The sequence below is a fragment of the Bacillus cereus group sp. N21 genome, assembly GCF_016483395.1.
Lineage (GTDB): Bacteria > Bacillota > Bacilli > Bacillales > Bacillaceae_G > Bacillus_A > Bacillus_A pseudomycoides.
Genome location: NZ_JAEHBX010000002.1, coordinates 49209 through 75590, shown reverse-complemented (window position 1 = coordinate 75590; position 26382 = coordinate 49209). Strand labels below are relative to the sequence as shown.

Below are 26382 nucleotides of genomic sequence, written 5' to 3'. Positions count from 1 at the left end.
TGTGTTCCCTTTTTTAAAATAAAGATGTAAGCAATTGGAGGTTCATTATGAGTAAACCGAAATATGATCGTGTCGTTTTAAAACTAAGCGGAGAAGCTTTAGCTGGTGAACAAGGATTTGGAATTAACCCAGCTGTTATTAAGTCAGTTGCAGAACAAGTGAAAGAAATTGCAGAACTTGATGTAGAGGTTGCTGTTGTTGTTGGCGGCGGTAACATTTGGCGTGGGAAAATTGGAAGTGAAATGGGCATGGACCGTGCAGGAGCGGACTACATGGGCATGTTAGCGACAGTTATGAACTCATTAGCTCTTCAAGATAGCTTGGAGAACATTGGAATTCAAACACGCGTTCAAACTTCTATTGAAATGCGTCAAGTGGCAGAACCTTACATTCGCCGCAAAGCAGTTCGTCACTTAGAGAAGAAGCGTGTTGTTATCTTTGCAGCGGGTACAGGTAACCCGTACTTCTCTACAGATACAACTGCAGCATTACGTGCAGCAGAAATCGAAGCTGATGTTATTTTAATGGCGAAAAACAATGTAGATGGCGTATATAATGCAGATCCATCTATTGACCCAGCAGCTACGAAATATGAAACACTTACTTACTTAGATGTATTAAAAGAAGGTTTAGGTGTAATGGATTCTACTGCTTCTTCTTTATGTATGGATAATGATATTCCATTAATTGTATTCTCGGTTATGGAAAAAGGTAATATTAAGCGTGCCGTTTTAGGCGAAAATATTGGAACAATTGTAAGGGGGAAATAAAAATGGGACAACAAGTATTAAAAGCTGCAAATGAAAAAATGGAAAAAGCAGTTGCTGCTTATTCTCGCGAATTAGCTTCAGTTCGTGCTGGTCGTGCAAGCGCGTCTGCATTAGATAAAGTACAAGTTGATTATTATGGTGCACCAACACCTGTTGTGCAATTAGCGAACATTACAGTTCCTGAAGCACGTTTGCTTGTTATTCAGCCGTATGATAAAACTTCTATCGGTGATATTGAAAAAGCAATTTTAAAAGCTGATTTAGGTCTAAATCCTTCTAACGACGGATCAGTAATTCGTATTGCATTCCCTGCATTAACAGAAGAACGTCGTAGAGACCTAGTAAAAACTGTTAAGAAATATGCTGAAGAAGCAAAAGTAGCAGTTCGTAACGTACGTCGTGATGCTAATGATGATCTTAAAAAGCTTGAAAAAGCTGGAGATATTACAGAAGACGACTTAAGAGGATATACAGAAGATATCCAAAAAGAAACAGATAAATATATTGCAAAAGTTGACGAAATCGCAAAAAACAAAGAAAAAGAAATCATGGAAGTGTAATAGCGATACCTTCGCAAATATGACCCTCTTCTTAAGGGGGTCTTTTTACACTTTTAGGCATACGTCTGCTTGTTGGAGGGTATGAATGATGTTTAAAAAGTTTCCTTTTTTTAAAGGTAAAAAGGTCACATCGTTTGATCATCTCATTGAAAAAGTGAAAAAGGGACATATCCCAGAGCACATTGCGATCATTATGGATGGTAATGGAAGATGGGCAAAGAGAAGAGCAATGCCCCGCATTGCCGGACATCATGAAGGAATGCAAGTAGTAAAAAAAATTACGAAATTTGCTAGTAAACTTGATGTGAAAGTGCTGACTCTTTATGCTTTTTCTACTGAGAATTGGAAAAGACCGAAAAAGGAAGTCGATTATTTAATGAAGCTTCCAGAAGAATTTTTAGGTGCATTTTTACCAGAATTAATTGAAGAAAATGTACAAGTTCGAGTAATTGGACAAAAAGATCGTCTTCCTACGCATACGCGCAGAGCGATGGAAAAAGCCATGGAAGATACAAAAGAGAACACGGGATTAATTCTCAATTTTGCGTTAAACTATGGAAGTCGCGATGAAATCGTTTCTGCTGTGCAACATATGATGAAAGATAGCGAAGAAGGGAAAGTTCGTTCAGAAGATGTAAATGAAGAAATGCTTTCTTCATACTTAATGACAAGCTCTTTACCTGACCCAGACTTGCTTATTCGTACAAGTGGGGAGCTACGTATTAGTAATTTCATGCTATGGCAAATTGCGTATTCGGAGCTTTGGTTTACAGATGTGTATTGGCCAGATTTTACCGAGGAACATTTGCTAAATGCGATTACAGACTTTCAACATAGAGGGCGCAGATTCGGAGGCGTGTAGAAAGAGAGGGTTTGGTAGTGAAACAGAGAATTATTACTGGAGTGATTGCTGCCGCGCTGTTCATTCCCATCGTAATTTACGGTGGCGTGCCTTTTACAGTTTTAGTGTATGCACTTGCTTCTATAGGATTATATGAATTAATTCGTATGAACAAGCTTACACTTATTTCGGTGCCAACAGTTTTAGCCGCATTATTATTGTGGAGTATTTTAGTTCCAAGTAATGCATCAGGAGTGTTCAATTGGATTGGATTAGATAAACTAGAAATCACATTTGTGATTGTTTTATTACTTTTATCATATACAGTCCTTTCAAAGAATACATTTACTTTTGACAATGCTTCTTTTTTACTTATGGCAACAACGTATGTTGCAATGGGATTCTTATATTTAAATGAAACGAGAATAGCGGGAATCCATTTTGTATTTTATGCGTTATTTGTCATTTGGGCAACTGATTCAGGTGCATATTTCATAGGGAAAGCAATCGGAAAAAGAAAATTGTGGCCAGAAATTAGTCCGAATAAAACGATAGAAGGTTCACTAGGCGGTATTGTTTGTGGGATTGTCGTTGCCTTTGTATACAATATGTTTTTCCAAGTTCAAGGGAACGTTGGGATGTTAATAATTGTTACAATTGCAATCTCCATTTTTGGACAACTTGGTGATTTAGTACAATCTGCTTTTAAACGCCATTACGGTGTGAAAGATTCAGGTACAATTTTACCTGGACATGGTGGAATCTTAGATCGAACAGATAGTTGGTTGTTCGTATTACCGATTTTACACTTCTTACATTTCATTTCATAATAAAACGAGGGGTTGGAGTCATGAAAAACATTAGTTTATTAGGGGCAAGCGGATCAATAGGGACGCAAACTTTAGATGTAGTACGCTCGCACCCAGACCAATTCCGTCTCGTTGCTTTTTCTGTAGGGAAAAATATTGACTACGCAGTAAAAGTTATTCAAGAATTTTCTCCTCAGCTTGTTTCTGTACAAAGAGAGGAAGATGTTGTAAGGTTACAATCAGTTTCTGGAAATACAAAAGTAGTATATGGTGACGAAGGACTATTAGAGGTAGCTCTTCACCCAAGTGCAGAAGTTGTAATAAATGCTGTTGTAGGTAGTGTAGGGTTGTTACCAACACTCCGTGCAATTGAGGCGAAAAAAACAATTGGAATTGCAAACAAAGAAACATTAGTAACTGCGGGACATATTGTAATGGAAGCTGCACGCAAACATAATGTGCCGTTACTTCCAGTAGATAGTGAGCATTCGGCTATTTTTCAATGTTTGAATGGAGAAAATGAAAAGCGAATTTCTCGCTTAATTATCACTGCTTCAGGTGGGAGTTTCCGCGATAAAACGAGAGATGAATTACATCATGTGACTGTGGAAGATGCGCTTCGTCATCCAAACTGGTCAATGGGTTCGAAAATTACAATTGATTCTGCTACAATGATGAATAAGGGGCTGGAAGTAATTGAAGCGCATTGGCTTTTCGGCATACCTTATGAGCAAATTGATGTTGTTTTACATAAAGAAAGCATTATTCATTCTATGGTTGAATTTGAAGATCGTAGTGTAATGGCACAGCTCGGCTCACCAGATATGCGTGTACCAATTCAATATGCACTTACATATCCAGATCGATTACCTCTCTCAGATACAAAACAGTTAAATTTATGGGAAATTGGAACACTGCATTTTGAACAAATGAATCAAGAGCGTTTCCGTTGCCTACGTTTTGCATATGAAGCTGGAAAGATGGGCGGGAGCATGCCAGCTGTTATGAATGCAGCAAATGAAGTAGCTGTAGCAGCCTTTCTACAAAAGAAAATTGGTTTCTTAACAGTAGAAGACCTCATTGAAAAAGCAATGCACCATCACAATGTCATTGCACGTCCGAGCTTAGAAGAAATTCAGGAAATTGATGCGGCCACAAGACGGTTTGTGATGGAACAAATTTAGCAAAGGTGGTTATGGAATTGAATACAGCGATTGCCTTTATATTAATTTTCGGTGCACTCGTATTTTTCCATGAGCTAGGGCATCTATATTTCGCAAAAAGAGCGGGTATTTTATGTCGCGAGTTTGCAATTGGTTTTGGACCAAAAATATTTTCATTTGAAAAGAATGAAACAGTTTATACAGTTCGGCTGCTACCTCTTGGAGGCTATGTTAGAATGGCTGGTGAGGATGCAGAAACGGTTGAATTAAAACCAGGAAAAAAAGTTGGACTCGTGTTAAATGAAAACGAAGAAGTTATGAAATTAGTTTTAGACGGGCGCGAAAAGTATCCGAATGTTCGCGTGATTGAAGTAGAGCAAGCTGATTTGGAACACAATCTCACAATTGCTGGTTACGAAGAATACGAGGAGGAATTGCAAACATTCCGTGTGAGTGAAAAAGCTCGTATTGTTTCAGCAGGAGAAGAAATACAAATCGCCCCGTTTAACAGACAATTTGGTTCTAAAACGCTAGGACAGCGAGCATTAACAATCTTTGCAGGTCCTGCTATGAACTTCATTCTTGCATTTGTTATTTTTGTTATCATTGGATTGGTACAAGGTATTCCTGTTGATAAGCCAATGGTTGGGAAAGTAATGAAGGATAGTGTTGCAGAACAAGCAGGATTGAAACAAGATGATACGATTCAAGCAATCGATGGGAAAGACACGAATACATGGAAAGATGTTGTCACGATTGTACGTGAACACCCAAATAAAGAAATTACGCTTCATGTAAAACGTGACAGCGAACAATTGAATGTAAAAGTAACGCCATCAGCTGATAAAGAGGGGAAAGAAGAGGTTGGTAGAATTGGTGTATACTCTCCTGTAGAGAAATCTATTTTTGGTTCTATTAAATCAGGTTTTGAGCAGACGTATACATGGACAAAATTAATTTTTGATTCCCTTGTAAAACTAGTGACGGGTCAGTTTTCTATTAATGATTTATCAGGTCCCGTAGGAATTTATAATTTAACAGACCAAGTAGTAGATTATGGCTTTATTCGTGTTCTTAGTTTGGCGGCTGTTTTAAGCATAAACCTTGGTCTATTCAACCTATTACCGGTTCCTGCTCTTGATGGAGGACGCTTGTTCTTCTTCTTAATTGAAGCTTTGCGTGGGAAACCAATTGATCGCCAAAAAGAAGGAATGGTTCATTTTATTGGCTTTGCGTTATTGATGTTACTTATGTTAGTTGTAACGTGGAATGACATTCGGAGATTTTTCTTGTAAAATAAAGTGAAACTTGTAGTAAGTATAAAATTCACGATGTTTTTTGTGAATAGTGAATGAAATGAATAAAACTCTTAGAGTCGTAATCCCTCACCTAATTTGAGGTGGGGGGTTTTACTGCGTATTAGAGTAAATTAAAGAGGTGCGAATAGATGAAACAAAGTATGGTATTTAGTCCTACATTACGTGAAGTACCAGCCGATGCTGAGATTAAAAGTCATCAATTGCTACTTCGTGCAGGATTCATGCGTCAAAATGCTTCTGGTATTTACAGCTTTTTACCACTGGGGCTAAAAGTATTGCATAAAGTGGAACGTATTGTTCGAGAAGAGATGGAACGAGCAGGAGCTGTAGAATTATTAATGCCAGCATTACAAGCAGCTGAATTGTGGCAAGAATCAGGTCGTTGGTATTCTTACGGTTCTGAGTTAATGCGTATGAAAGATCGTAATGATCGTGAGTTTGCACTAGGAGCAACGCATGAAGAAGTTATTACAGACCTTGTACGTGATGAAATTAAATCTTATAAAAAGCTACCGTTAACATTATATCAAATCCAAACAAAATTCCGTGACGAGCAAAGACCCCGTTTTGGTTTATTACGCGGAAGAGAATTTTTAATGAAAGATGCTTATTCTTTCCATGCGACACAAGAAAGTTTGGATGAAGTTTATAGTGGCCTATACCAAGCATATTCTAATATCTTCGCTCGCTGTGGATTGAATTTCCGTGCGGTTATTGCTGATTCTGGAGCAATGGGTGGTAAAGATACACATGAATTTATGGCATTATCTGATGTAGGAGAAGATACAATTGCGTATTCTGATACATCTGATTATGCAGCAAATATTGAAATGGCACCTGTTGTTGCTTCCTATGCAAAAAGCGATGAAGCAGAAAAAGCACTTGAAAAAGTAGCAACGCCAGATCAAAAAGCAATTGAAGAGGTTTCTGCATTCTTAAATATGGAAGCGTCAAATTGCATCAAATCTATGGTCTTTAAAGTCGATGAAAAGTTTGTTGTTGTACTTGTTCGCGGGGATCATGAAGTAAATGATGTAAAAGTGAAGAATGTCTATGGTGCTTCAGTTGTTGAACTTGCTTCACATGAAGAGGTAAAAGAACTGTTAAATTGCGAAGTTGGTTCTTTAGGACCAATTGGTGTAACAGGAGACATTGAAGTCATTGCTGACCATGCTGTAGCAGCAATTGTAAATGGTTGCTGTGGTGCAAATGAAGAAGGATTCCATTATATAAATGTAAATCCAGAGCGTGATTTCAAAGTGAGTCAATATACAGATTTACGTTTCATTCAAGAAGGAGATCAATCTCCAGATGGAAATGGGACAATCCGTTTTGCTCGTGGTATCGAAGTTGGACATGTGTTTAAATTAGGTACACGTTATAGCGAAGCAATGAATGCAACGTTCTTAGATGAGAATGGAAAAACGAAGCCACTTATCATGGGATGCTATGGTATCGGGGTATCTCGCACAGTTGCGGCAGTCGCTGAGCAATTTAACGATGAAAATGGTTTGGTTTGGCCAAAAGCTGTTGCACCATTCCATGTACATGTAATTCCAGTAAACATGAAGTCTGATGCACAGCGTGAAGTAGGTGAAACGATCTACAATTCATTACAAGAACAAGGTTATGAAGTATTGTTAGATGATCGTGCAGAGCGTGCAGGTGTTAAATTTGCTGATGCAGACTTATTTGGTCTTCCAGTTCGAGTAACAGTTGGTAAAAAAGCTGATGAAGGCATTGTTGAAGTAAAAGTGCGTGCTACAAATGAATCTGCAGAAGTAAAGGTAGAAGAACTTCATGCATACATTGCTAATATTTTGAAATAAGAAGAGGTACCTCCAGGTGAGGTACCTTCTATTTCTATGTAAAATAAAAAATAATCAGTTAAAAGGAAGAAATCTTTCTTTGCGGAACGTTTCAATTTATAATAGCAGATGGAAGGAGGTTGCTTATGTCATTAACAAACGAACAACAAGAGCGATTTCAAATTTTGCTCCAACAGCTGCAAATGCCTGAAGACCTTATCAATCAATATTTACAAGGTGGCGGTATTCAAAGGCTAGTTGTTGATAAAGCAAATAAGAGTTGGCATTTTGATTTACAAGTGCCACGTATTTTGCCAACAGAATTATATGAACTGTTAGAAACACAGCTCAAGCAGTCATTTTCACATATTGCAAAAACGTCATTTGCACTAGAAACAGAGAATAAACAATTTACAGAAGAAGAGGTCAAAGCATATTGGCCACTTTGTACAGATCGAATTACTTTTTCACCTATGTTTGCGTATTTAAAAAAGCAACTTCCGCATGTAAACGGAGTAAAGTTGTTACTTGATGTGAATAATGAGTTAGAATCTACTGCGCTAAAGAAAAATCTTGCGAAGTCGGTAGGGGATCAATATGAAGTTTTCGGATTTCCACGTTTTCAGCTTGAAACAAATATAAAGCAAAACGAAGAGGAAGTTCAAAAATTTCGTGAACAAACACAGCAAGAAGATCGTCAGCGTGTTATACAAGCTATGGAAGAAATGGCCAAGAAGCAAGCTGAAGAAAGTGATGTTGTACATGAAGGGCCGATTGTACTCGGTTACCTTATTAAGCCTGATGAAGAGATTACACCGCTACGCGAAATTCAAGATGAAGAAAGAAGAAAAACTGTTCAAGGTTATGTCTTCAATGTGGAAACAAAAGAGCTGCGTAGTGGACGTACGTTATTAACGTTAAAAATAACGGATTATACGGATTCTATTATGATTAAAATGTTCTCACGTGATAAAGAAGATATTCCGATGCTGCAATCCTTAAAAAAAGGAATGTGGGTAAAAGCGCGAGGTTCGGTCCAAAACGATACGTTTGTTCGTGACTTAGTAATGATTGCGAACGATATTAACGAAATAACAGGGCCTTCTCGTAAAGATAAAGCACCTGAAGGAGAAAAACGGGTAGAGCTTCATTTGCATACCCCAATGAGTCAAATGGATGCTGTTACATCGGTATCTAAGCTTGTTGCTCAAGCTGGAAAATGGGGACATGAGGCTATCGCTGTTACAGACCATGCTGTTGCACAGTCTTTCCCAGAAGCGTATTCCGCTGGTAAAAAAGCCGGTGTAAAAGTCATTTATGGTGTAGAAGCCAATTTAGTAAATGACGGTGTTCCTATTGCTTATAATGAGACTCATCGACTACTTGCAGATGAAACATACGTTGTTTTCGACGTTGAAACGACAGGGCTATCAGCTGTATATGATACGGTTATTGAATTAGCCGCTGTAAAAGTGAAAGGCGGCGAAATTATCGATCGCTTTGAATCTTTTGCAAATCCGCATCAACCATTATCAGCAACAATTATTGAATTAACAGGTATCACAGATGATATGTTGACGGATGCACCAGAAGTAGGAGAAGTATTTAAAAAGTTCGAATCATGGATGGGTGACCATACACTTGTTGCCCATAACGCAAGTTTTGATATGGGATTCTTAAATGTTGGGTTTAAGAAATGTGGCTTAGACAAGCCGAAAAATCCAGTTATTGATACATTGGAGTTAGCTAGATTTTTATTCCCAGAGATGAAGAATCATCGTTTAAATACGATGTGTAAAAAGCTTGATATTGAATTAACGCAACATCACCGTGCAATTTATGATACAGAGGCAACAGGTTATTTACTTGTGAAAATGTTAAAAGATGTCATTGAAAAAGGTTTTGAATATCACGATCAATTAAATGACAGCATGGGGCAAGGGGATGCGTATAAACGTGGACGTCCAAGTCATATGACACTACTTGCAACATCAGATGTTGGTTTAAAAAATTTATATAAGCTTGTTTCATATTCTCATTTGAATTACTTTTACCGCGTACCACGGGTACCACGTTCTTTATTAAAAAAATATCGCGAAGGTATATTAGTTGGTACTGCTTGTGATAAGGGTGAAGTATTTGAAGCGATGATGCAAAAGGCTCCTGAAGAGGTAGAAGAGATTGCGCAGTTCTATGATTACATTGAGGTTATGCCTCCGGAAGTGTTGCGTCATTTAGTAGAACGTGAACTCGTTCGAGATGAAGGACAGTTAAAAACAATTATTTCTAACTTAGTAAAATTAGGTGAAACGTTAGATAAACCTGTTGTTGCTACAGGGAATGTGCATTATCTAGATCCAGAAGATGCAATGTATCGCAAAATCTTAGTAAGTTCGCAGGGCGGGGCAAATCCATTAAATCGTCATTCATTACCGCCTGTATATTTCCGTACAACAAATGAAATGTTAGATTGCTTCTCATTCTTAGGAGAAGAGAAAGCAAAAGAAATTGTTGTGACGAATACACAAAAGGTCGCATCGTTAATTGGTGATGTTCATCCAGTAAAAGATGACCTATATACACCAAAAATTGAAGGTGCTGATGATGAAACGCGTGACATGAGTTATAAAATGGCACGCAGCATCTACGGTGAAGAATTGCCAGAAATCGTAGAAGCACGTTTGGAAAAAGAATTAAAAAGTATTATTGGGCATGGATTTGCCGTTATTTATTTAATTTCACATAAGCTTGTGAAAAAATCGCTGGTTGACGGCTACCTTGTAGGTTCACGTGGATCGGTAGGGTCATCATTCGTTGCGACGATGATGGAAATTACCGAAGTAAATCCATTGCCGCCACACTATGTATGTCCGAATTGTAAGCAATCAGAGTTCTTTAATGATGGTTCTGTAGGCTCTGGTTTTGACTTACCTGATAAAGAGTGTCCAACATGTAATATCCCGTATGTAAAAGATGGACATGATATTCCGTTCGAAACATTCCTTGGTTTTAAAGGGGATAAGGTTCCCGATATTGACTTGAACTTCTCCGGAGAGTACCAACCACGTGCCCATAACTATACGAAAGTACTGTTCGGTGAGGACTATGTATACCGTGCTGGAACAATCGGTACAGTTGCGGAGAAAACAGCTTATGGTTATGTAAAAGGGTATGCATCTGATCATAACTTAACCATTCGAAATGCAGAAATTGATCGTCTTGTTGCTGGTTGTACTGGTGTAAAACGCACAACAGGGCAGCATCCAGGCGGAATTATTGTTGTGCCCGATTACATGGATATTTTTGATTTTTCACCAATTCAATTCCCAGCCGATTCAGTAGGGGCAGAATGGAGAACGACACACTTTGACTTCCATTCTATTCATGATAATTTATTAAAACTGGATATTCTGGGACACGATGATCCGACCGTTATTCGTATGCTGCAAGATTTAAGTGGCGTGGATCCAAAAACAATACCAACAGATGATCCAGAAGTAATGAAGATTTTCTCTGGGCCAGAATCTTTAGGTGTAACAGAAGAACAAATTAATTGTAAAACCGGTACACTAGGTATACCGGAGTTTGGTACAAAATTCGTAAGGCAGATGTTAGAGGAAACAAAGCCAACAACATTCTCAGAACTTGTCCAAATTTCTGGACTATCCCATGGTACAGACGTATGGCTTGGTAATGCTAACGAACTCATTTATAACGGTACATGTACACTGAGTGAAGTTATCGGTTGTCGTGATGATATTATGGTCTATCTGATTTATCAAGGATTAGATCCATCCTTAGCATTTAAAATCATGGAATCGGTGCGTAAAGGTAAAGGTGTACCAGAAGAGTGGGAAGAGGAAATGCGTAATAACAATGTACCTAGTTGGTATATTGATTCTTGTAAAAAGATTAAGTACATGTTTCCTAAGGCCCATGCGGCTGCTTATGTACTTATGGCTGTACGTATCGCTTACTTCAAAGTACACTTTGCACTCTTGTTCTACGCAGCATATTTTACAGTACGTGCAGATGATTTTGATGTAGATGCGATGGTCAAAGGCTCGGCATCAATCCGTGCAAGAATTGATGAAATTGCGCAAAAAGGATTGGATGCAGCGCCGAAAGAGAAAAGTTTACTAACAGTGTTAGAAATGACACTTGAAATGTGTGAACGTGGTTATTCATTCCAAAAGGTTGATTTATATCGTTCACATGCAACTGACTTTATTATTGATGGAGATACGTTAATTCCTCCATTTAATGCGATACCTGGTCTTGGTACAAATGCGGCCTTAAGTATTGTGGAAGCACGTGGAAATGGTGAGTTTTTATCAAAAGAAGATTTGCAACAACGTAGTAAGCTTTCTAGAACAATCATTGAGTATTTAGATAGCCAAGGTTGTTTAGGAGATCTACCGGATAAAAACCAATTATCACTGTTCTAACAGGCAGGAAAAATCTTTGCAAATCGTTATTTGCTATGGTATACTATTAACCGAGATAACCATGTCATGTATATTTTGCGAAAAGAAGAGTGGGGAAACCCACTCTTTCGTGTTACTATCTATGTTTTATCTATGGATGTAGGTGAGACATTTCTGTCGTATATACATATTTTGTTACAAGTTTTACTTCTTAAATTTGGTAATACTAAGACAGATATTCCCTGCTTAATGGCAGGGGCTTTTGTTAGCTAACAAGAAAGAATAAGATAGACCGTTTTAAATAGGGCGGATTTTTTCTTTCAAATGGTACATGGCGGCAGAAAGGAGGCTGTTTATGGATAAGAAAGTCACAGAAGTTGTTGAAGCACTTGCGCAGCCGATTGTTGAAGAGTTAAATCTTGAACTTGTAGATGTAGAATATGTGAAAGAAGGAAAAGACTGGTTCCTACGCGTATCCATCGATTCAGAGACAGGAGTAGACATTGAAGAATGCGGAGCGGTAAGTGAACGTTTAAGCGAAGCTTTAGATAAAGAGGATCCAATTCCTCATCTTTACTTTTTGGATGTATCATCTCCTGGAGCGGAACGCCCATTAAAGAAAGAAAAAGACTTCCAGCAAGCGGTAGGAAAGCAAGTGGCAATTAAAACATATGAGCCGATCGATGGTGAAAAGATGTTTGAAGGAAAGCTACTATCCTACGATGGTACAACAATTACACTACTATTAACAATTAAAACACGTAAAAAAGAAATTCAAATTCCAATGGACAAAGTTGCGAATGCGCGACTTGCTGTTACGTTTTAGTAAGAAGGGGGATCTTCATGAGCACTGAGTTGTTAGATGCTTTGCTCGTATTAGAATCAGAAAAAGGTATTAGCAAAGATATTATTATTGATGCGATTGAAGCAGCTTTAATCTCTGCTTATAAACGCAATTTTAACCAAGCACAAAACGTTCGTGTTAGCTTTAATCCAGAAGTGGGAACAATTCAAGTTTTAGCACGTAAAGACGTTGTTGATAATGTGTTTGACCCACGTCTTGAAATTTCTGTAGAAGAAGCAAGACAAATCAATCCGAACTATCAAGATGGCGATGTATTAGAAATTGAAGTAACGCCAAAAGATTTTGGTCGTATTGCAGCACAAACTGCAAAACAAGTTGTAACACAACGTGTGCGTGAAGCGGAACGCGGTGTTATTTATTCAGAATTTAGTGATCGTGAAGAAGACATCATGGTTGGTATTGTACAACGTCAAGATGCTCGTTTTATTTATGTAAGCTTAGGAAAAGTAGAAGCACTACTACCAGTAAGTGAGCAAATGCCTAACGAACAATATAAACCACATGATCGCATTCGCGTGTTCATCACAAAAGTAGAAAAAACGACAAAAGGACCACAAATTTATGTATCACGTACACATCCAGGTCTTTTAAAACGTTTATTTGAAATTGAAGTGCCGGAAATTTACGATGGAACTGTAGAAATTCGTTCGGTAGCACGTGAAGCAGGCGACCGCTCTAAAATTTCTGTATATGCAGAGAATATCGATGTTGATCCAGTAGGTTCTTGCGTAGGTCCAAAAGGTCAACGTGTACAACGCATCGTAGATGAACTAAAAGGTGAAAAGATTGATATTGTTCGCTGGTCGAATGATCCAATTGAATATGTAGCAAATGCTTTAAGCCCATCACAAGTTGTAAAAGTACTTGTGAATGAAGAGGAAAAAGCAACAACTGTTGTTGTTCCAGACCATCAGCTTTCATTAGCAATTGGTAAACGTGGACAAAACGCACGTCTTGCAGCAAAATTAACAGGCTGGAAAATTGATATTAAGAGCGAGTCTGATGCGAAGCAACTTGGCATTGTAACAGAAGAAGACAACATGATCGCATTCGATTCAGTTGAAGATGAAATCGAATAGAGGTGATGAGTATGAGCAATCGAAAAGTTCCGTTACGAAAATGTATTGCAACGCAAGAAATGAAATCAAAACGCGAGCTCGTTCGCATTGTTCGTTCCAAAGAGGGCGAAGTGTCTATTGATTTAACTGGAAAGCAATCAGGACGTGGTGCATATTTGTCAAAAGACAAGGAATGCATCATCCAAGCGCAAAAGAAAAATATTTTGGAACATCATCTAAAAGCGAAGGTCGACAGTTCTCTTTATGAAGAGCTCCTTGAGCTTGTTGAGAAGGAGTCGAAATAAGTGTCCGATTGGAAATCGTTTTTAGGACTAGCAAACCGTGCTCGAAAAATAATTTCGGGTGAAGAACTCGTTTTAAAAGAGGTACGAAGTGGCAAAGCAAAGCTTGTATTGCTTTCTGAAGATGCGTCAGCGAACACAACAAAACGTATTACTGATAAAACAACGTACTACAACGTACCAATGAAAAAAGTCGAAAATCGACAACAATTAGGGCATGCGATTGGGAGAGATGAGCGAGTCGTTGTAGCCGTGTTAGATGAGGGCTTTGCGAAAAAGCTGCGTAGCATGCTCGATACAACTTACCGGGGGTGAAGGTATGAGTAAAATTCGAGTGTATGAATATGCGAAGAAACACAATGTCTCAAGTAAAGATATTATTACAAAACTAAAAGAAATGAATATTGAGGTCTCCAATCATATGACAATGTTAGACGATGAAGTAGTAAATAATTTAGATAATCAATATAATACTGGAGCAGAAAAACCTTCTGTTGCAGATGAGTTTGAAGTAGAAGAAAAAGTTGTTCGCAGCAAAAAGAACAGCAATAAGAAGAAGAAAAAAGGCAAAGGAAATGAAGACAAACGTCAAGAAAACTTTGCTGGAAGACAACCAACACAAACAGTAGAGACACCGGATAAAGTTACTTTCACCGGTTCTCTTACAGTAAGTGAACTTGCAAAAAAACTAGGAAAAGAGCCATCTGAACTTATTAAAAAGCTCTTTATGCTAGGTATTATGGCGACAATTAACCAAGATTTAGATAAAGATACAATTGAGCTAATTGCTAGTGATTACGGTATTGAAGTAGAAGAAGAAGTGATTGTTAGCGAAACAGAATTTGAAACTTTCATGGACGAGCAAGACGATGAAGAAAACTTAAAAGAACGTCCTGCGGTTGTTACAATTATGGGACACGTTGACCATGGTAAAACAACACTGCTTGATTCTATTCGTAATTCAAAAGTAACTGCTGGCGAAGCTGGTGGAATTACACAGCATATTGGTGCATACCAAGTTGAAGTAAATGACAAAAAAATTACGTTCTTAGATACACCAGGTCACGCAGCGTTTACAACAATGCGCGCACGTGGTGCACAAGTAACAGATATTACAATTCTTGTTGTTGCAGCTGATGACGGTGTTATGCCACAAACAGTTGAAGCAATTAACCATGCGAAAGCAGCTGGAGTACCAATTATCGTTGCTGTGAATAAGATGGATAAACCATCAGCAAATCCAGACCGCGTAATGCAAGAGTTAACAGAGTACGAATTAGTTCCAGAAGCTTGGGGCGGAGATACAATTTTCGTACCAATTTCTGCAATTCAAGGCGAAGGAATTGACAACCTGTTAGAAATGATTCTTCTTGTAAGTGAAGTAGAAGAATATAAGGCAAATCCAAATCGCTATGCAGCTGGTACTGTAATCGAAGCACAGCTTGATAAAGGTAAAGGAACAATCGCAACATTACTTGTGCAAAACGGTACACTTCGAGTAGGAGATCCAATTGTTGTTGGTACATCATTCGGACGTGTTCGTGCGATGGTAAATGATATTGGTCGTCGTGTGAAAGTTGCTGGTCCGTCTACTCCTGTTGAAATTACAGGTCTAAATGAAGTACCACAAGCAGGCGATCGCTTTATGGCATTTGCTGACGAGAAGAAAGCACGCCAAATCGGTGAATCACGTGCACAACAAGCATTGCTTGCACAACGTGGTGAAAAATCTAAATTAAGCCTTGAAGATTTATTCCAACAAATTCAAGAAGGCGAAATGAAAGAAATTAACTTAATTGTGAAAGCGGACGTACAAGGTTCTGTAGAAGCAATGGCAGCATCACTTCGCAAAATTGATGTTGAAGGCGTAAAAATAAAAATCATTCACACAGGCGTAGGTGCAATTACAGAATCTGATATTATTTTAGCTTCTGCATCAAATGCAATCGTGATTGGATTTAACGTACGTCCTGATGTAAACGCGAAACGTACAGCTGAATTAGAAAATGTTGATATTCGCTTACACCGCATTATTTACAAAGTAATCGAAGAAATTGAAGCAGCAATGCAAGGTATGCTGGATCCTGAATTCGAAGAAAAAGTAATTGGTCAAGCAGAAGTTCGTCAAACATTCAAAGTTACTAAAGTTGGAACAATTGCAGGCTGTTATGTAACTGATGGTAAAATCACACGTGATAGCGGCGTACGTATCATTCGTGATGGCGTAGTTATTTTCGAAGGACAGCTTGATACGTTAAAACGTTTCAAAGATGACGTAAAAGAAGTTGCACAAAACTATGAGTGTGGTATCACAATTGAAAGATATAATGATCTTAAAGAAGGGGACATCATTGAGGCGTACATTATGGAAGAAGTGAAGCGATGATTATCGCTTCACTCTCATTTGAGTGTATGATTTATGATGTGCATTCTTTAAAAGAGAAACGAGCAATTTTACAGCGTATTTTAACTCGTGTGAAACAAAGGTACAATGTATCTGTTTCAGAAGTTGGACACCAGGATGTATGGCAACGTACAGAAATTGCAATCGTTTCCGTATCCTCAAATCGTGTTGTCTGCGAAAAAGAAATGAATCGTGTACTTGCGTATGTTGACTCGTTTCCTGAGATTGAACGTACGATAACACAATTGGAATGGTATTGAATGAGGTGATTAGTTATGAAGCTACGTGCAAATCGCGTGGGCGAGCAAATGAAAAAAGAACTAGGCGAAATTATCAGTCGCAAAATTAAAGATCCACGTATTGGTTTTGTGACGGTAACAGATGTGCAAGTAAGTGGGGATTTACAGATTGCCAAAGTATATATTTCTGTTTTAGGAGACGAACAACAGAAAGAAAATACATTAAAAGGCTTAGCGAAGGCAAAAGGATTTATTCGTGCTGAAATTGGGCAGCGTATTCGTCTTCGTAAAACACCTGAAATTACCTTTGAATTTGATGAGTCTATCGCTTATGGACATAGAATTGATACGCTTTTACATGAAATTAATAAAGACGGTAAACGTGAAGAATAATGGATAGACATTTGTCTATCCATTTTTTCAATGGAAAGTAAGTTTTGCATACAAGTGCATGTTCAAAAAGGAGGATAAAGAGAGTCCACCATTTTGAGGAACAGAAGCTAGGGGGGCCTACATCAGTACCGGACTGGCGACGCAGGCGAAGAAATGGGATAGCTACCTTTACCGGATTTTTTGAACATCATCTACAAAAGTATAACGATGAGGTGAACATATGGAAGGTGTATTATTATTACATAAACCAAAAGGAATGACATCACACGATTGTGTATTTAAGTTAAGAAAGATATTGCGTGAAAAGCGAATTGGCCATACAGGGACATTAGACCCAGATGTAACAGGAGTATTACCAATTTGTGTAGGGCGCGCTACAAAGATTGCGCAATTTTTAACAAGTGAAACAAAAACATATGAAGGTGAAGTTACACTAGGATTTTCGACAACGACTGAAGATGCTTCTGGTGAAGTAGTGGAAAAACAGGATGTAAATCGTGTAATTACACGTGCGGAAGTGGAAACTGTATTAGCGGAACTAACGGGTACAATTGAGCAAGTACCTCCTATGTATTCAGCTGTAAAAGTAAACGGAAAGAAACTATACGAATACGCAAGAGCGGGGCAAGAAGTTGAACGTCCAGTTCGTGTAATAACAATTCATGAATTTGTGTTACTTGATGATCGTGAGGTATTTGAAGGGAAGAATATTTCATTTCGCTTCCGCGTTACATGTAGCAAAGGAACGTATGTGAGAACATTAGCGGTTATGATTGGAGAAAAGTTAGGATTCCCAGCACATATGTCACATCTTGTGAGAACAGCTTCAGGAGAATTTTTGTTAGAAGATTGCATATCATTTGAAGAAATTGAAGAAAACATGCAAAATGGAACAGTAGAGTCTATTTTTATCTCAATCGATGAAGCGTTAAGTAAATTTCCAAAAATGGTTGTAGATGAAAAACAAGCGGAAAAAATAAAAAATGGTATGTTTTTAAAGAATGAACTGCAAGTGACAGCGCCGTTTATTACAGTATTTGATAAAAATGAACGTTGCTTAGCAATTTACGAACATCATCCAAAACGCCCTGGCATGTTAAAGCCAATGAAAGTACTTGTGAATAATCAGGAACTAAAGCTATAATGAATTATTGGAAGGATTATTACAGAAAAAGGTGAATTCAAGCGTGAAACTCATTCATTTAACTCATCCACATGAACAAAATAAAATAGAATTACCACCTACTGTAATGGCATTAGGATTTTTTGATGGCATTCATTTAGGGCATCAACGTGTGATTCGCACAGCAAAAAAAATAGCGGATGAAAGAGGATGTAAAAGTGCTGTCATAACGTTTCATCCACATCCATCTGTTGTCTTAGGGAAAAAGGAAGCGCATGTGGAGTATATTACACCGCTACGTATTAAAGAAAAAGTAATTGCAAGCCTAGGGATTGATATGTTATATGTGGTGAAATTCGATGAATCATTTGCTGGATTGTTACCACAACAGTTTGTAGATGAATATATTATTGGGCTAAATGTAAAGCATGTAGTAGCAGGATTTGATTATTCATATGGACGTTTAGGAAAAGGGACGATGGAGACTTTACCATTTCATGCAAGAGGGGAGTTTACACAGACCGTGATTGAAAAAGTTGAATTTCAAGAAGAAAAAGTAAGTTCCACAGCATTACGAAAATTGATTCGAAATGGAGAAATGGAACAAATCCCATCTATTTTAGGTAGAGCTTATACAGTAGAAGGAATGGTTGTTCACGGAGATAAACGGGGACGTCAAATTGGTTTTCCAACAGCTAATGTAGCTTTAAGTGAGGAGTATCTTCTGCCGCCTGTTGGTGTGTATGCAGTAAGATTAAAAGTTCATGGTGAGTGGCATGATGGTGTATGTAATATCGGTTATAAACCAACTTTTAAAGATGATGAGCGTAATCTGTCTATTGAAGTACATCTATTCCATTTTAATGAGGATATATATGATCAGGTTGTTACTGTTGAATGGCACATGCGTATTCGAGAAGAGAAAAAGTTTAATGGCATCGATGAGTTAGTTGCTCAAATTGCCAAAGATAAAAAAACAGCACAAGAATATTTTAGCACAACAAAGAATATACTTGCTTTTTCCAATGAAAAGTAGTATTCTATGTTATGTACTTTATGACAACCATTGCTTGGCATTGCGACTCACCGACGCTTGCTAGGTAATTGGGGGTTTAATTATTAGGAGGTGAAATAGGATGGCTTTAACACAAGAGCGTAAAAATGAAATCATTGCACAATTTAGAACTCATGAGACTGATACAGGTTCTCCAGAGGTTCAAATTGCTGTCCTAACGGAGCAAATTAACACTCTAAACGAGCACTTACGTACTCACAAGAAAGATCATCATTCACGTCGTGGTCTATTAAAGATGGTTGGTAAACGTCGTAACTTACTTACTTACCTTCGTAATAGCGATATCACACGTTACCGTGAATTAATCACAAAGCTTGGCTTACGTCGATAGTCAAAGAAGCGGGAATATTCCCGCTTTTTTGTTAGGTAAAAATATATCTTTTACTCTTAATAGCTTACTTAAATTTCGGTAATACTAGAGGAAGAATATTGTGATATATTATCCATTTACATAGAAGAATTGAATATTTTAAATTGAGAGGGGTACTTAAATGAGTCAAGAAAAGCAAGTCTTCTCGATAGATTTAGCTGGTCGTCAGCTAACAATTGAAACAGGCCAGCTTGCAAAACAAGCAAACGGGGCAGTATTAGTAAGATATGGCGACACAGCGGTTCTATCTACAGCAACTGCATCAAAAGAGCCAAAAAATGTAGATTTCTTCCCACTTACAGTAAACTATGAAGAACGTTTATATGCAGTCGGAAAAATCCCAGGCGGTTTTATTAAACGTGAAGGTCGTCCAAGTGAAAAAGCAATTTTAGCAAGTCGCTTAATTGACCGACCAATTCGTCCACTTTTCGCAGATGGCTTCCGTAATGAAGTGCAAGTTGTCAGCATCGTTATGAGTGTTGACCAAGATTGTTCTTCTGAGATGGCAGCTATGCTTGGTTCTTCATTAGCGTTATCGATTTCAGATGTTCCATTTGAAGGACCAATCGCTGGTGCAACAGTTGGTCGCATCGACGGCGAATTCATTATTAACCCAACGGTAGAACAACAAGAAAAAAGTGATATTCACCTTGTTGTAGCTGGGACAAAAGATGCAATTAACATGGTAGAAGCAGGGGCTGATCAAGTACCTGAAGAAATAATGTTAGAAGCGATTATGTTCGGTCATGATGAGATTAAACGTTTAGTTGCTTTCCAAGAAGAGATTGTACAAGCAGTTGGTAAAGAAAAAACAGAAGTGAAATTATATGAAGTAGATGCTACAATCAATCAAGATGTACGCGAAATGGCAGAGAAAGATATGCATGCTGCGATTCAAGTACATGAAAAACATGCACGTGAAGATGCAATTAACGAAGTGAAAAAGCGTGTGATTGAGCACTATGAAGCAAATGAAGCTGATGGAGAAACATTAGGACAAGTAAATGAGATTTTATATAAAATTGTAAAAGAAGAAGTACGTCGTCTTATTACAGTTGAAAAAATCCGCCCGGATGGACGTAAAGGTGATGAAATCCGTCCTTTAGCATCAGAGGTAGGTATTTTATCTCGTACGCACGGTTCTGGTTTATTTACACGTGGACAAACACAAGCGCTTAGTATTTGTACGTTAGGTGCATTAGGCGATGTGCAAATTTTAGACGGTCTTGGTGTAGAGGAATCAAAACGTTTTATGCATCACTATAACTTCCCATCCTTTAGTGTTGGAGAAACAAGACCAATGCGTGGACCTGGTCGTCGTGAAATCGGTCATGGTGCATTAGGTGAACGTGCGCTTGAACCAGTTATTCCATCTGAGCAAGACTTCCCGTATACAGTTCGTCTTGTATCAGAAGTATTAGAATCAAATGGTTCTACTTCACAGGCAAGTATTTGTGGAAGTACGTTAGCTATGATGGATGCAGGTGTTCCACTTAAAGCACCAGTTGCTGGTATTGCAATGGGACTTGTGAAGTCTGGTGAGCACTACACAATTTTAACTGATATCCAAGGTATGGAAGATCACTTAGGTGATATGGACTTTAAAGTAGCAGGTACAGCTCAAGGTGTAACAGCGCTACAAATGGATATTAAAATTGCTGGTTTATCTCGTGAAATTTTAGAGGAAGCATTACAACAAGCGAAAGTTGGCCGCATGCACATTCTAGATCATATGCTATCTGCTATTGCCGAGCCTCGTAAAGAGTTATCTGCGTATGCTCCGAAAATTATTACAATGACAATTAATCCGGACAAAATCCGTGATGTTATTGGACCGAGCGGTAAGCAAATTAACAAAATTATTGAAGAAACTGGCGTGAAAATTGATATTGAGCAAGATGGTACAGTCTTTATTTCTTCTATTGATCAAGAGATGAATGAAAAGGCGAAGAAAATCATCGAAGATATTGTTCGTGAAGTACAAGTAGGCGAAATTTACTTAGGAAAAGTAAAACGCGTTGAAAAATTCGGTGCTTTCGTTGGATTATTTAGTGGTAAAGATGGACTTGTTCATATTTCTGAGCTTGCACTTGAACGTGTAGGTAAAGTAGAAGACGTTGTGAAAATCGGTGACGAGATTTCAGTAAAAGTTATCGAGATTGACAAACAAGGCCGTGTAAACTTGTCTAGAAAAGTATTGCTAAAAGAAGAGCAAGAAAAAGAAGCGGCAAAAGAAGAAGCTTCAAAACAAGAAAATATACAAGAACAGAAGTAAGTAAAAAAGCCAGGGTTCCTGGCTTTTTTTGTTAAATAAAAATACATTCGATGCATAGATTTTTATTAGTGAAAAGGTATAGTTTTCATAATAACGCTCAAATTAACAAGGATAAGAAGAAAATGGATTTTTCTTATGTGTATAGTTAATGGGAGGGTTTATATGAGAATTCGTATATTTGTATTCATATCTATATTCTTTCTTTGTATGGGTTTATGCTCATATTCAGCGCTAGCAAATGATGATCTTTATGAAGAAATTCAGAAACAAGCGAAGCAATATTCAATTGCACCGCAAAATGCGATAATTGATAAGATTTGGAAAGCGACGCCAGGGTATAATGGTAAAGAGGTTGATATTGAAGCGTCATATAATAACATGAAGAAAATAGGGAGGTTTGATGAGAAGCAACTTGTATATCGGGAAGTTTCACCAAGCACGCATTTAGAAGATTTATCGTATTCTCCCATTTATCGTGGGCATCCACATAAAAAAATGGTAGGATTAACGATAAATGTGGCGTGGGGAAATGAGTATCTTCCGCGTATATTAGAAACATTGAAAAAGCATGATGTAAAGGCAACGTTCTTTTTGGAAGGACGCTGGGTAAAAGAAAATTTAAGATTTGCAAAAATGATTGTAGATGCAAAGCAAGAAGTAGGAAATCATTCTTATACGCATCCGGATATGAAAACGCTGTCTAGAAATCAAATACAAGAACAATTACAAAAAACGAATCAAATTATTGAGGCAGCTACAAGTCAAAAAGTACGATGGTTTGCACCACCAAGTGGAAGTTTCCGCGATGAAGTTGTAGAAGTGGCGGGCGGATTGAAGATGGGGACTATTATGTGGACAGTTGATACAATTGATTGGAAACGTCCAGAGCCTGAAGTGCTTCTTCAGCGTGTGATGCGGAAAGTACACCCAGGTGCAATTGTATTAATGCATCCGACACCTCCAACAGCTGAGGCGTTAGATACGATGATTTCACAGTTGAAAAAACAAGGGTATAAAGTAGGGAATATTACAGAATTATTAGATGAAAAACGCATTGATTAAATACATTTACATGACATTCATGTTCAAACTTGTTATCATTAAATAATAGCAATTATTTAGAGAAACTGGCATTAGGAGGAAAGTTTTTGATTAAAAAATATACTTGTAAAAATGGTGTAAGAATCGTTATGGAGAATATACCAACTGTTCGTTCTGTTGCAATTGGCATATGGATTCATGCAGGTTCAAGAAATGAAAATGAAAAAAACAATGGAGTTTCGCACTTTTTAGAGCACATGTTTTTTAAGGGGACAGAGACGCGTAGTGCGAGAGAAATTGCAGAGTCATTTGATAGCATTGGTGGTCAAGTGAATGCATTTACTTCAAAAGAATACACGTGCTATTATGCAAAGGTACTTGATGAGCATGCAAAATATGCACTAGATGTGTTAGCTGACATGTTCTTCAATTCCACATTTGATGAAGAAGAATTGAAAAAAGAGAAGAACGTTGTATTTGAAGAAATTAAAATGTATGAGGATACGCCAGATGATATTGTGCATGACATGTTAACGAAAGCGACATATGAAACGCATCCACTTGGATACCCAATTTTAGGTACAGAAGAAACGCTTGAAACATTTACAGGGGATACATTACGTCAATATATAAAAGATCATTATACACCTGAAAATGTTGTAGTTTCGATTGCTGGAAATATTGATGAAACATTTGTTCAAACAGTGGAACAATATTTTGGCAACTACGAGGGAACAACAAATCGTGAACAAGTACATAGTCCGATTTTTCATTTTAATAAAGTGGCCCGTAAAAAGGAAACAGAGCAAGCTCATTTATGTTTAGGATTCCAAGGATTACAAATGGGACATGAAGATATTTATAACTTAATTGTATTAAATAATGTATTAGGTGGCAGTATGAGTAGCCGCTTATTCCAAGAAGTACGTGAGCAACGAGGATTAGCATATTCAGTGTTCTCTTATCATTCTTCATATGAAGATACAGGAATGTTAACACTTTACGGTGGTACAGGAAGCCAACAATTAGATACTTTATATGATACAATGCAAGAAACGTTAGAGACATTGAAAAATACAGGTATTACAGAGAAAGAACTTGTTAATAGTAAAGAGCAGCTTAAAGGAAATCTGATGTTAAGTTTAGAAAGTACGAATAGCCGTATGAGTCGCAATGGAAAAAATGAATTGCTCCTTAGAAAACATCGTTCGCTTGATGAAATTATTGAGAGTGTGAACAAGGTTACCAAAACAGATGTGGATCAATTGATTCGCAGTATATTTACAAATGAATTTTCCGCAGCGCTAATTAGTCCGAATGGAGAGCTTCCAAAAGGAATGAAATAAGATGAAATAACCGTATCTCGTACGAGGAGATACGGTTATTTTTATGTACTAAGCTTTTTATAAGTATAACAGATTTTGAATGCTAGGGAGAGGAGTTCATTTTCTTGGTATTTTTTAGAGACGTGTAGAATACGTACTTATTATAGGCTAGGATTTGAGGATGTTGTATGGAAGATGTTCGTAAAGGGGAGAATCATATGCGTTTAAGTGAATTAAGTGGAAAAGAGATTGTGGACTTGGAGCGTGCGGAAAAAATGGGAGTTTTAGGTCATGCTGATTTAGAAATAAACGAGAAGGATGGGAAAATTCAAGCTCTCATTATACCGGTAGGAAAATGGGGTGGGTTTAAAAGGGAGCAGCAAGAAGTTCGTGTAGAATGGAACCGTATTAAAAAGGTCGGTCATGATATGATTATTTTTGACCTTGCAAGCCGCCCAAGCTCACAGTAAAAGATAACCATTTTGGTTGTCTTTTTTTTATTCCACTATTCACAGGCAAGTAATACTCCTACCTCAAGATTCAGTAAAACAAAGAAGATAGGTTGGAAGATAAACTGTCGGTAAAGGTCCAAGTGATGAAGCCTAATAATAGGTGGGAGATGTCGTTGATTATAGTTTCGCTTTATTGGAACAGGTGTAGCACGTTCAAATGAAAATGGAGTGAGGGAGTAGTAGTTAAGTAATGAGGAAGAGTGTAACTCTAATGGAAGTTTTATCTTATAGAATTTCACATATTTAGAAATATTGAATGCTTTTTGCTTTTCAATCACCTCTAACTCGTACGGTACATATTATGTGGAGGAAAAAGAAAAAGTAGGCACTTTTCTTATAAATGAAAGAAAAAGAAGGTGAAGTAGGGAATGTTGACTGAGATGCACATTGCTGTCATAGGAGGAGATGCAAGGCAGCTAGAAGTGATTCGTAAGTTGGTTGAACTTGATGCAAAACTTTCATTAGTAGGATTTGATCAATTGGATCATGGTTTTACAGGGGCAGCAAAAGAGAGTATGCAAGATCTAGATTTCACTTCTTTAGATGCAATTATTTTGCCGGTAGCAGGAACAAATGCAAAAGGAGAAGTAGATACTATTTTTTCAAATGAAAAAGTTGCGCTTACGAAAGAACAGATTGAAAAAACATCAGCAAACTTTACTATATATTCAGGAATTGGTACACCGTATTTAGAAAGTATTACATCTACAACAAATCGAAAACTTGTGAAACTATTCGATCGTGATGATGTGGCGATCTATAATTCTATTCCAACGGTAGAAGGAACATTAATGATGGTTATTCAACATACAGATTATACAATTCACGGTTCGAATGTAATGGTTTTAGGATTTGGTAGAACTGGAATGAGTGTAGCGAGAGCTTTTCAATCACTAGGAGCTCATGTCAAAGTAGGAGCACGACGTTCAGAACATATCGCTCGTATTTCGGAAATGATGTTTTCTCCTTTTTATATGCAGGATATTGAGAAAGAAGTAAGTGATGTTGATATTGTCATTAATACGATTCCGCACCTCGTTGTAACGGCAAGGGCTATTTCTAGGATGCCAGCTCATACGTTGATTATTGACTTGGCTTCTAAGCCTGGTGGTACGGATTTTCGTTATGCAGAGAAACGAGGGATTAAAGCCTTGTTAGCACCCGGTCTTCCAGGAATTGTTGCACCAAAAACAGCAGGGCAAATTTTAGCGAATGTTCTTTCTCAGTTATTAACGGCAGATATGATGGCAAAGGAGGAGAATGGAAAATGAGTTTAAAAGGAAAACGAATTGGGTTTGGATTTACAGGATCACATTGTACGTATGCGGAAGTTATGCCGCATGTAGAGAAACTAATTGTAGAAGGAGCAGAAGTGCTGCCGGTTGTTTCATATACTGTACAAACAACAAATACTAGATTTGGTGAAGGAGCAGAGTGGATTGAAAGGATTGAAGAGATAACAGGAAATAAGGTTATTAATTCTATTGTAGGCGCAGAACCACTCGGTCCTAAAATTCCATTAGACTGCATGGTGATTGCTCCATTAACAGGGAATTCAATGAGTAAATTTGCCAATGCAATGACAGATTCTCCTGTATTAATGGCAGCAAAGGCGACGCTTCGGAATGGAAAACCAGTTGTGTTAGCTGTTTCAACAAATGATGCTCTTGGCCTTAATGGTGTAAACCTAATTACACCAACAA

The 26382-nt window shown here is 37.7% G+C and carries 23 protein-coding genes and 1 pseudogene; all 24 read left to right on the top strand.

What is annotated here, in order from left to right; translation table 11 throughout:
- The first annotated feature begins 47 nt into the window (after positions 1-47).
- Complete coding sequence (gene pyrH, locus JDS96_RS01425) at positions 48-770, top strand: UMP kinase (RefSeq protein WP_199665803.1); 723 nt, start codon at positions 48-50, stop codon at positions 768-770.
- A 2-nt stretch (positions 771-772) separates the two neighbouring features.
- Positions 773-1330, top strand: a complete 558-nt coding sequence (gene frr, locus JDS96_RS01420) for a ribosome recycling factor (RefSeq protein WP_003199493.1) — start codon at positions 773-775, stop codon at positions 1328-1330.
- A gap of 85 nt (positions 1331-1415) precedes the next feature.
- Entirely contained in the window at positions 1416-2192 is a 777-nt protein-coding gene (gene uppS, locus JDS96_RS01415) for an isoprenyl transferase (RefSeq protein ID WP_006095735.1), read from the top strand.
- A gap of 17 nt (positions 2193-2209) precedes the next feature.
- A complete protein-coding gene (locus tag JDS96_RS01410) occupies positions 2210-3001 on the top strand; it encodes a phosphatidate cytidylyltransferase (RefSeq protein ID WP_018764710.1) in 792 nt (263 codons plus the stop codon).
- A gap of 20 nt (positions 3002-3021) precedes the next feature.
- Positions 3022-4164, top strand: a complete 1143-nt coding sequence (gene dxr, locus JDS96_RS01405) for a 1-deoxy-D-xylulose-5-phosphate reductoisomerase (protein ID WP_199665802.1) — start codon at positions 3022-3024, stop codon at positions 4162-4164.
- Positions 4165-4181: 17 nt separating this feature from the next.
- Positions 4182-5438 carry an RIP metalloprotease RseP gene (gene rseP, locus JDS96_RS01400; protein ID WP_018764708.1) on the top strand — a complete coding sequence of 419 codons (1257 nt, stop codon included), beginning with the start codon at positions 4182-4184 and terminating at the stop codon, positions 5436-5438.
- 152 nt (positions 5439-5590) lie between these two features.
- Positions 5591-7291 (top strand): proline--tRNA ligase, encoded by a 1701-nt coding sequence (locus JDS96_RS01395; protein WP_199665801.1) that lies wholly within the window; start codon positions 5591-5593, stop codon positions 7289-7291.
- A gap of 125 nt (positions 7292-7416) precedes the next feature.
- Positions 7417-11718, top strand: a complete 4302-nt coding sequence (locus JDS96_RS01390; protein ID WP_098161181.1) for a PolC-type DNA polymerase III — start codon at positions 7417-7419, stop codon at positions 11716-11718.
- Positions 11719-12052: 334 nt separating this feature from the next.
- Positions 12053-12523, top strand: coding sequence for a ribosome maturation factor RimP (gene rimP, locus JDS96_RS01385; protein WP_018764706.1), 471 nt, complete (start codon positions 12053-12055; stop codon positions 12521-12523).
- A 17-nt stretch (positions 12524-12540) separates the two neighbouring features.
- Positions 12541-13641, top strand: a complete 1101-nt coding sequence (nusA, locus tag JDS96_RS01380; RefSeq protein WP_003199512.1) for a transcription termination factor NusA — start codon at positions 12541-12543, stop codon at positions 13639-13641.
- Positions 13642-13652: 11 nt separating this feature from the next.
- Positions 13653-13925, top strand: coding sequence for an RNase P modulator RnpM (rnpM, locus tag JDS96_RS01375; protein ID WP_199665800.1), 273 nt, complete (start codon positions 13653-13655; stop codon positions 13923-13925).
- A complete protein-coding gene (locus tag JDS96_RS01370) occupies positions 13926-14237 on the top strand; it encodes a YlxQ family RNA-binding protein (RefSeq protein ID WP_003199515.1) in 312 nt (103 codons plus the stop codon). It abuts the gene before it with no gap.
- Positions 14238-14241: 4 nt separating this feature from the next.
- Positions 14242-16308, top strand: coding sequence for a translation initiation factor IF-2 (infB, locus tag JDS96_RS01365; protein WP_003199518.1), 2067 nt, complete (start codon positions 14242-14244; stop codon positions 16306-16308).
- A complete protein-coding gene (locus JDS96_RS01360) occupies positions 16305-16586 on the top strand; it encodes a DUF503 domain-containing protein (RefSeq protein ID WP_018764704.1) in 282 nt (93 codons plus the stop codon). Before infB ends, JDS96_RS01360 begins: the two co-directional genes overlap by 4 nt.
- A 15-nt stretch (positions 16587-16601) precedes the next feature.
- The gene (gene rbfA, locus JDS96_RS01355; protein WP_018764703.1) at positions 16602-16958 is read left to right on the top strand and encodes a 30S ribosome-binding factor RbfA; all 357 of its coding nucleotides are present in this window, start codon (positions 16602-16604) and stop codon (positions 16956-16958) included.
- Positions 16959-17178: 220 nt separating this feature from the next.
- On the top strand, positions 17179-18102 hold the full coding sequence (gene truB / locus JDS96_RS01350; protein ID WP_199665799.1) for a tRNA pseudouridine(55) synthase TruB: 924 nt from the start codon (positions 17179-17181) through the stop codon (positions 18100-18102).
- 43 nt (positions 18103-18145) lie between these two features.
- A complete protein-coding gene (gene ribF, locus JDS96_RS01345) occupies positions 18146-19117 on the top strand; it encodes a bifunctional riboflavin kinase/FAD synthetase (RefSeq protein ID WP_018764701.1) in 972 nt (323 codons plus the stop codon).
- A 100-nt stretch (positions 19118-19217) separates the two neighbouring features.
- Entirely contained in the window at positions 19218-19487 is a 270-nt protein-coding gene (gene rpsO / locus JDS96_RS01340) for a 30S ribosomal protein S15 (RefSeq protein ID WP_001229392.1), read from the top strand.
- 160 nt (positions 19488-19647) lie between these two features.
- Entirely contained in the window at positions 19648-21801 is a 2154-nt protein-coding gene (pnp, locus tag JDS96_RS01335; protein WP_003199530.1) for a polyribonucleotide nucleotidyltransferase, read from the top strand.
- 162 nt (positions 21802-21963) lie between these two features.
- Positions 21964-22863: a polysaccharide deacetylase family protein gene (locus JDS96_RS01330; protein WP_199665798.1), complete on the top strand. Its 900-nt coding sequence runs from the start codon at positions 21964-21966 to the stop codon at positions 22861-22863.
- A gap of 86 nt (positions 22864-22949) precedes the next feature.
- On the top strand, positions 22950-24188 hold the full coding sequence (locus JDS96_RS01325) for a M16 family metallopeptidase (protein ID WP_018764699.1): 1239 nt from the start codon (positions 22950-22952) through the stop codon (positions 24186-24188).
- A 197-nt stretch (positions 24189-24385) separates the two neighbouring features.
- Positions 24386-24637 (top strand): YlmC/YmxH family sporulation protein, encoded by a 252-nt coding sequence (locus tag JDS96_RS01320; protein ID WP_029426914.1) that lies wholly within the window; start codon positions 24386-24388, stop codon positions 24635-24637.
- A gap of 410 nt (positions 24638-25047) precedes the next feature.
- Entirely contained in the window at positions 25048-25950 is a 903-nt protein-coding gene (dpaA, locus tag JDS96_RS01315) for a dipicolinic acid synthetase subunit A (RefSeq protein ID WP_199665797.1), read from the top strand.
- Positions 25947-26372 (top strand): annotated as a pseudogene (gene dpaB / locus JDS96_RS01310) (dipicolinate synthase subunit B); the annotation flags it as partial. The gene dpaA and the pseudogene dpaB, both read left to right, overlap by 4 nt.
- Between the last annotated feature and the right edge of the window lie 10 nt (positions 26373-26382).

Coding starts and splice junctions, on each gene's coding strand:
- pyrH (WP_199665803.1), top strand. CDS start 48: ATGAGTAAACCGAAATATGATCGTGTCGTTTTAAAACTAAGCGGAGAA.
- frr (WP_003199493.1), top strand. CDS start 773: ATGGGACAACAAGTATTAAAAGCTGCAAATGAAAAAATGGAAAAAGCA.
- uppS (WP_006095735.1), top strand. CDS start 1,416: ATGATGTTTAAAAAGTTTCCTTTTTTTAAAGGTAAAAAGGTCACATCG.
- dxr (WP_199665802.1), top strand. CDS start 3,022: ATGAAAAACATTAGTTTATTAGGGGCAAGCGGATCAATAGGGACGCAA.
- JDS96_RS01395 (WP_199665801.1), top strand. CDS start 5,591: ATGAAACAAAGTATGGTATTTAGTCCTACATTACGTGAAGTACCAGCC.
- JDS96_RS01390 (WP_098161181.1), top strand. CDS start 7,417: ATGTCATTAACAAACGAACAACAAGAGCGATTTCAAATTTTGCTCCAA.
- rimP (WP_018764706.1), top strand. CDS start 12,053: ATGGATAAGAAAGTCACAGAAGTTGTTGAAGCACTTGCGCAGCCGATT.
- nusA (WP_003199512.1), top strand. CDS start 12,541: ATGAGCACTGAGTTGTTAGATGCTTTGCTCGTATTAGAATCAGAAAAA.
- rnpM (WP_199665800.1), top strand. CDS start 13,653: ATGAGCAATCGAAAAGTTCCGTTACGAAAATGTATTGCAACGCAAGAA.
- infB (WP_003199518.1), top strand. CDS start 14,242: ATGAGTAAAATTCGAGTGTATGAATATGCGAAGAAACACAATGTCTCA.
- JDS96_RS01360 (WP_018764704.1), top strand. CDS start 16,305: ATGATTATCGCTTCACTCTCATTTGAGTGTATGATTTATGATGTGCAT.
- rbfA (WP_018764703.1), top strand. CDS start 16,602: ATGAAGCTACGTGCAAATCGCGTGGGCGAGCAAATGAAAAAAGAACTA.
- truB (WP_199665799.1), top strand. CDS start 17,179: ATGGAAGGTGTATTATTATTACATAAACCAAAAGGAATGACATCACAC.
- rpsO (WP_001229392.1), top strand. CDS start 19,218: ATGGCTTTAACACAAGAGCGTAAAAATGAAATCATTGCACAATTTAGA.
- pnp (WP_003199530.1), top strand. CDS start 19,648: ATGAGTCAAGAAAAGCAAGTCTTCTCGATAGATTTAGCTGGTCGTCAG.
- JDS96_RS01330 (WP_199665798.1), top strand. CDS start 21,964: ATGAGAATTCGTATATTTGTATTCATATCTATATTCTTTCTTTGTATG.
- JDS96_RS01320 (WP_029426914.1), top strand. CDS start 24,386: ATGCGTTTAAGTGAATTAAGTGGAAAAGAGATTGTGGACTTGGAGCGT.
- dpaA (WP_199665797.1), top strand. CDS start 25,048: ATGTTGACTGAGATGCACATTGCTGTCATAGGAGGAGATGCAAGGCAG.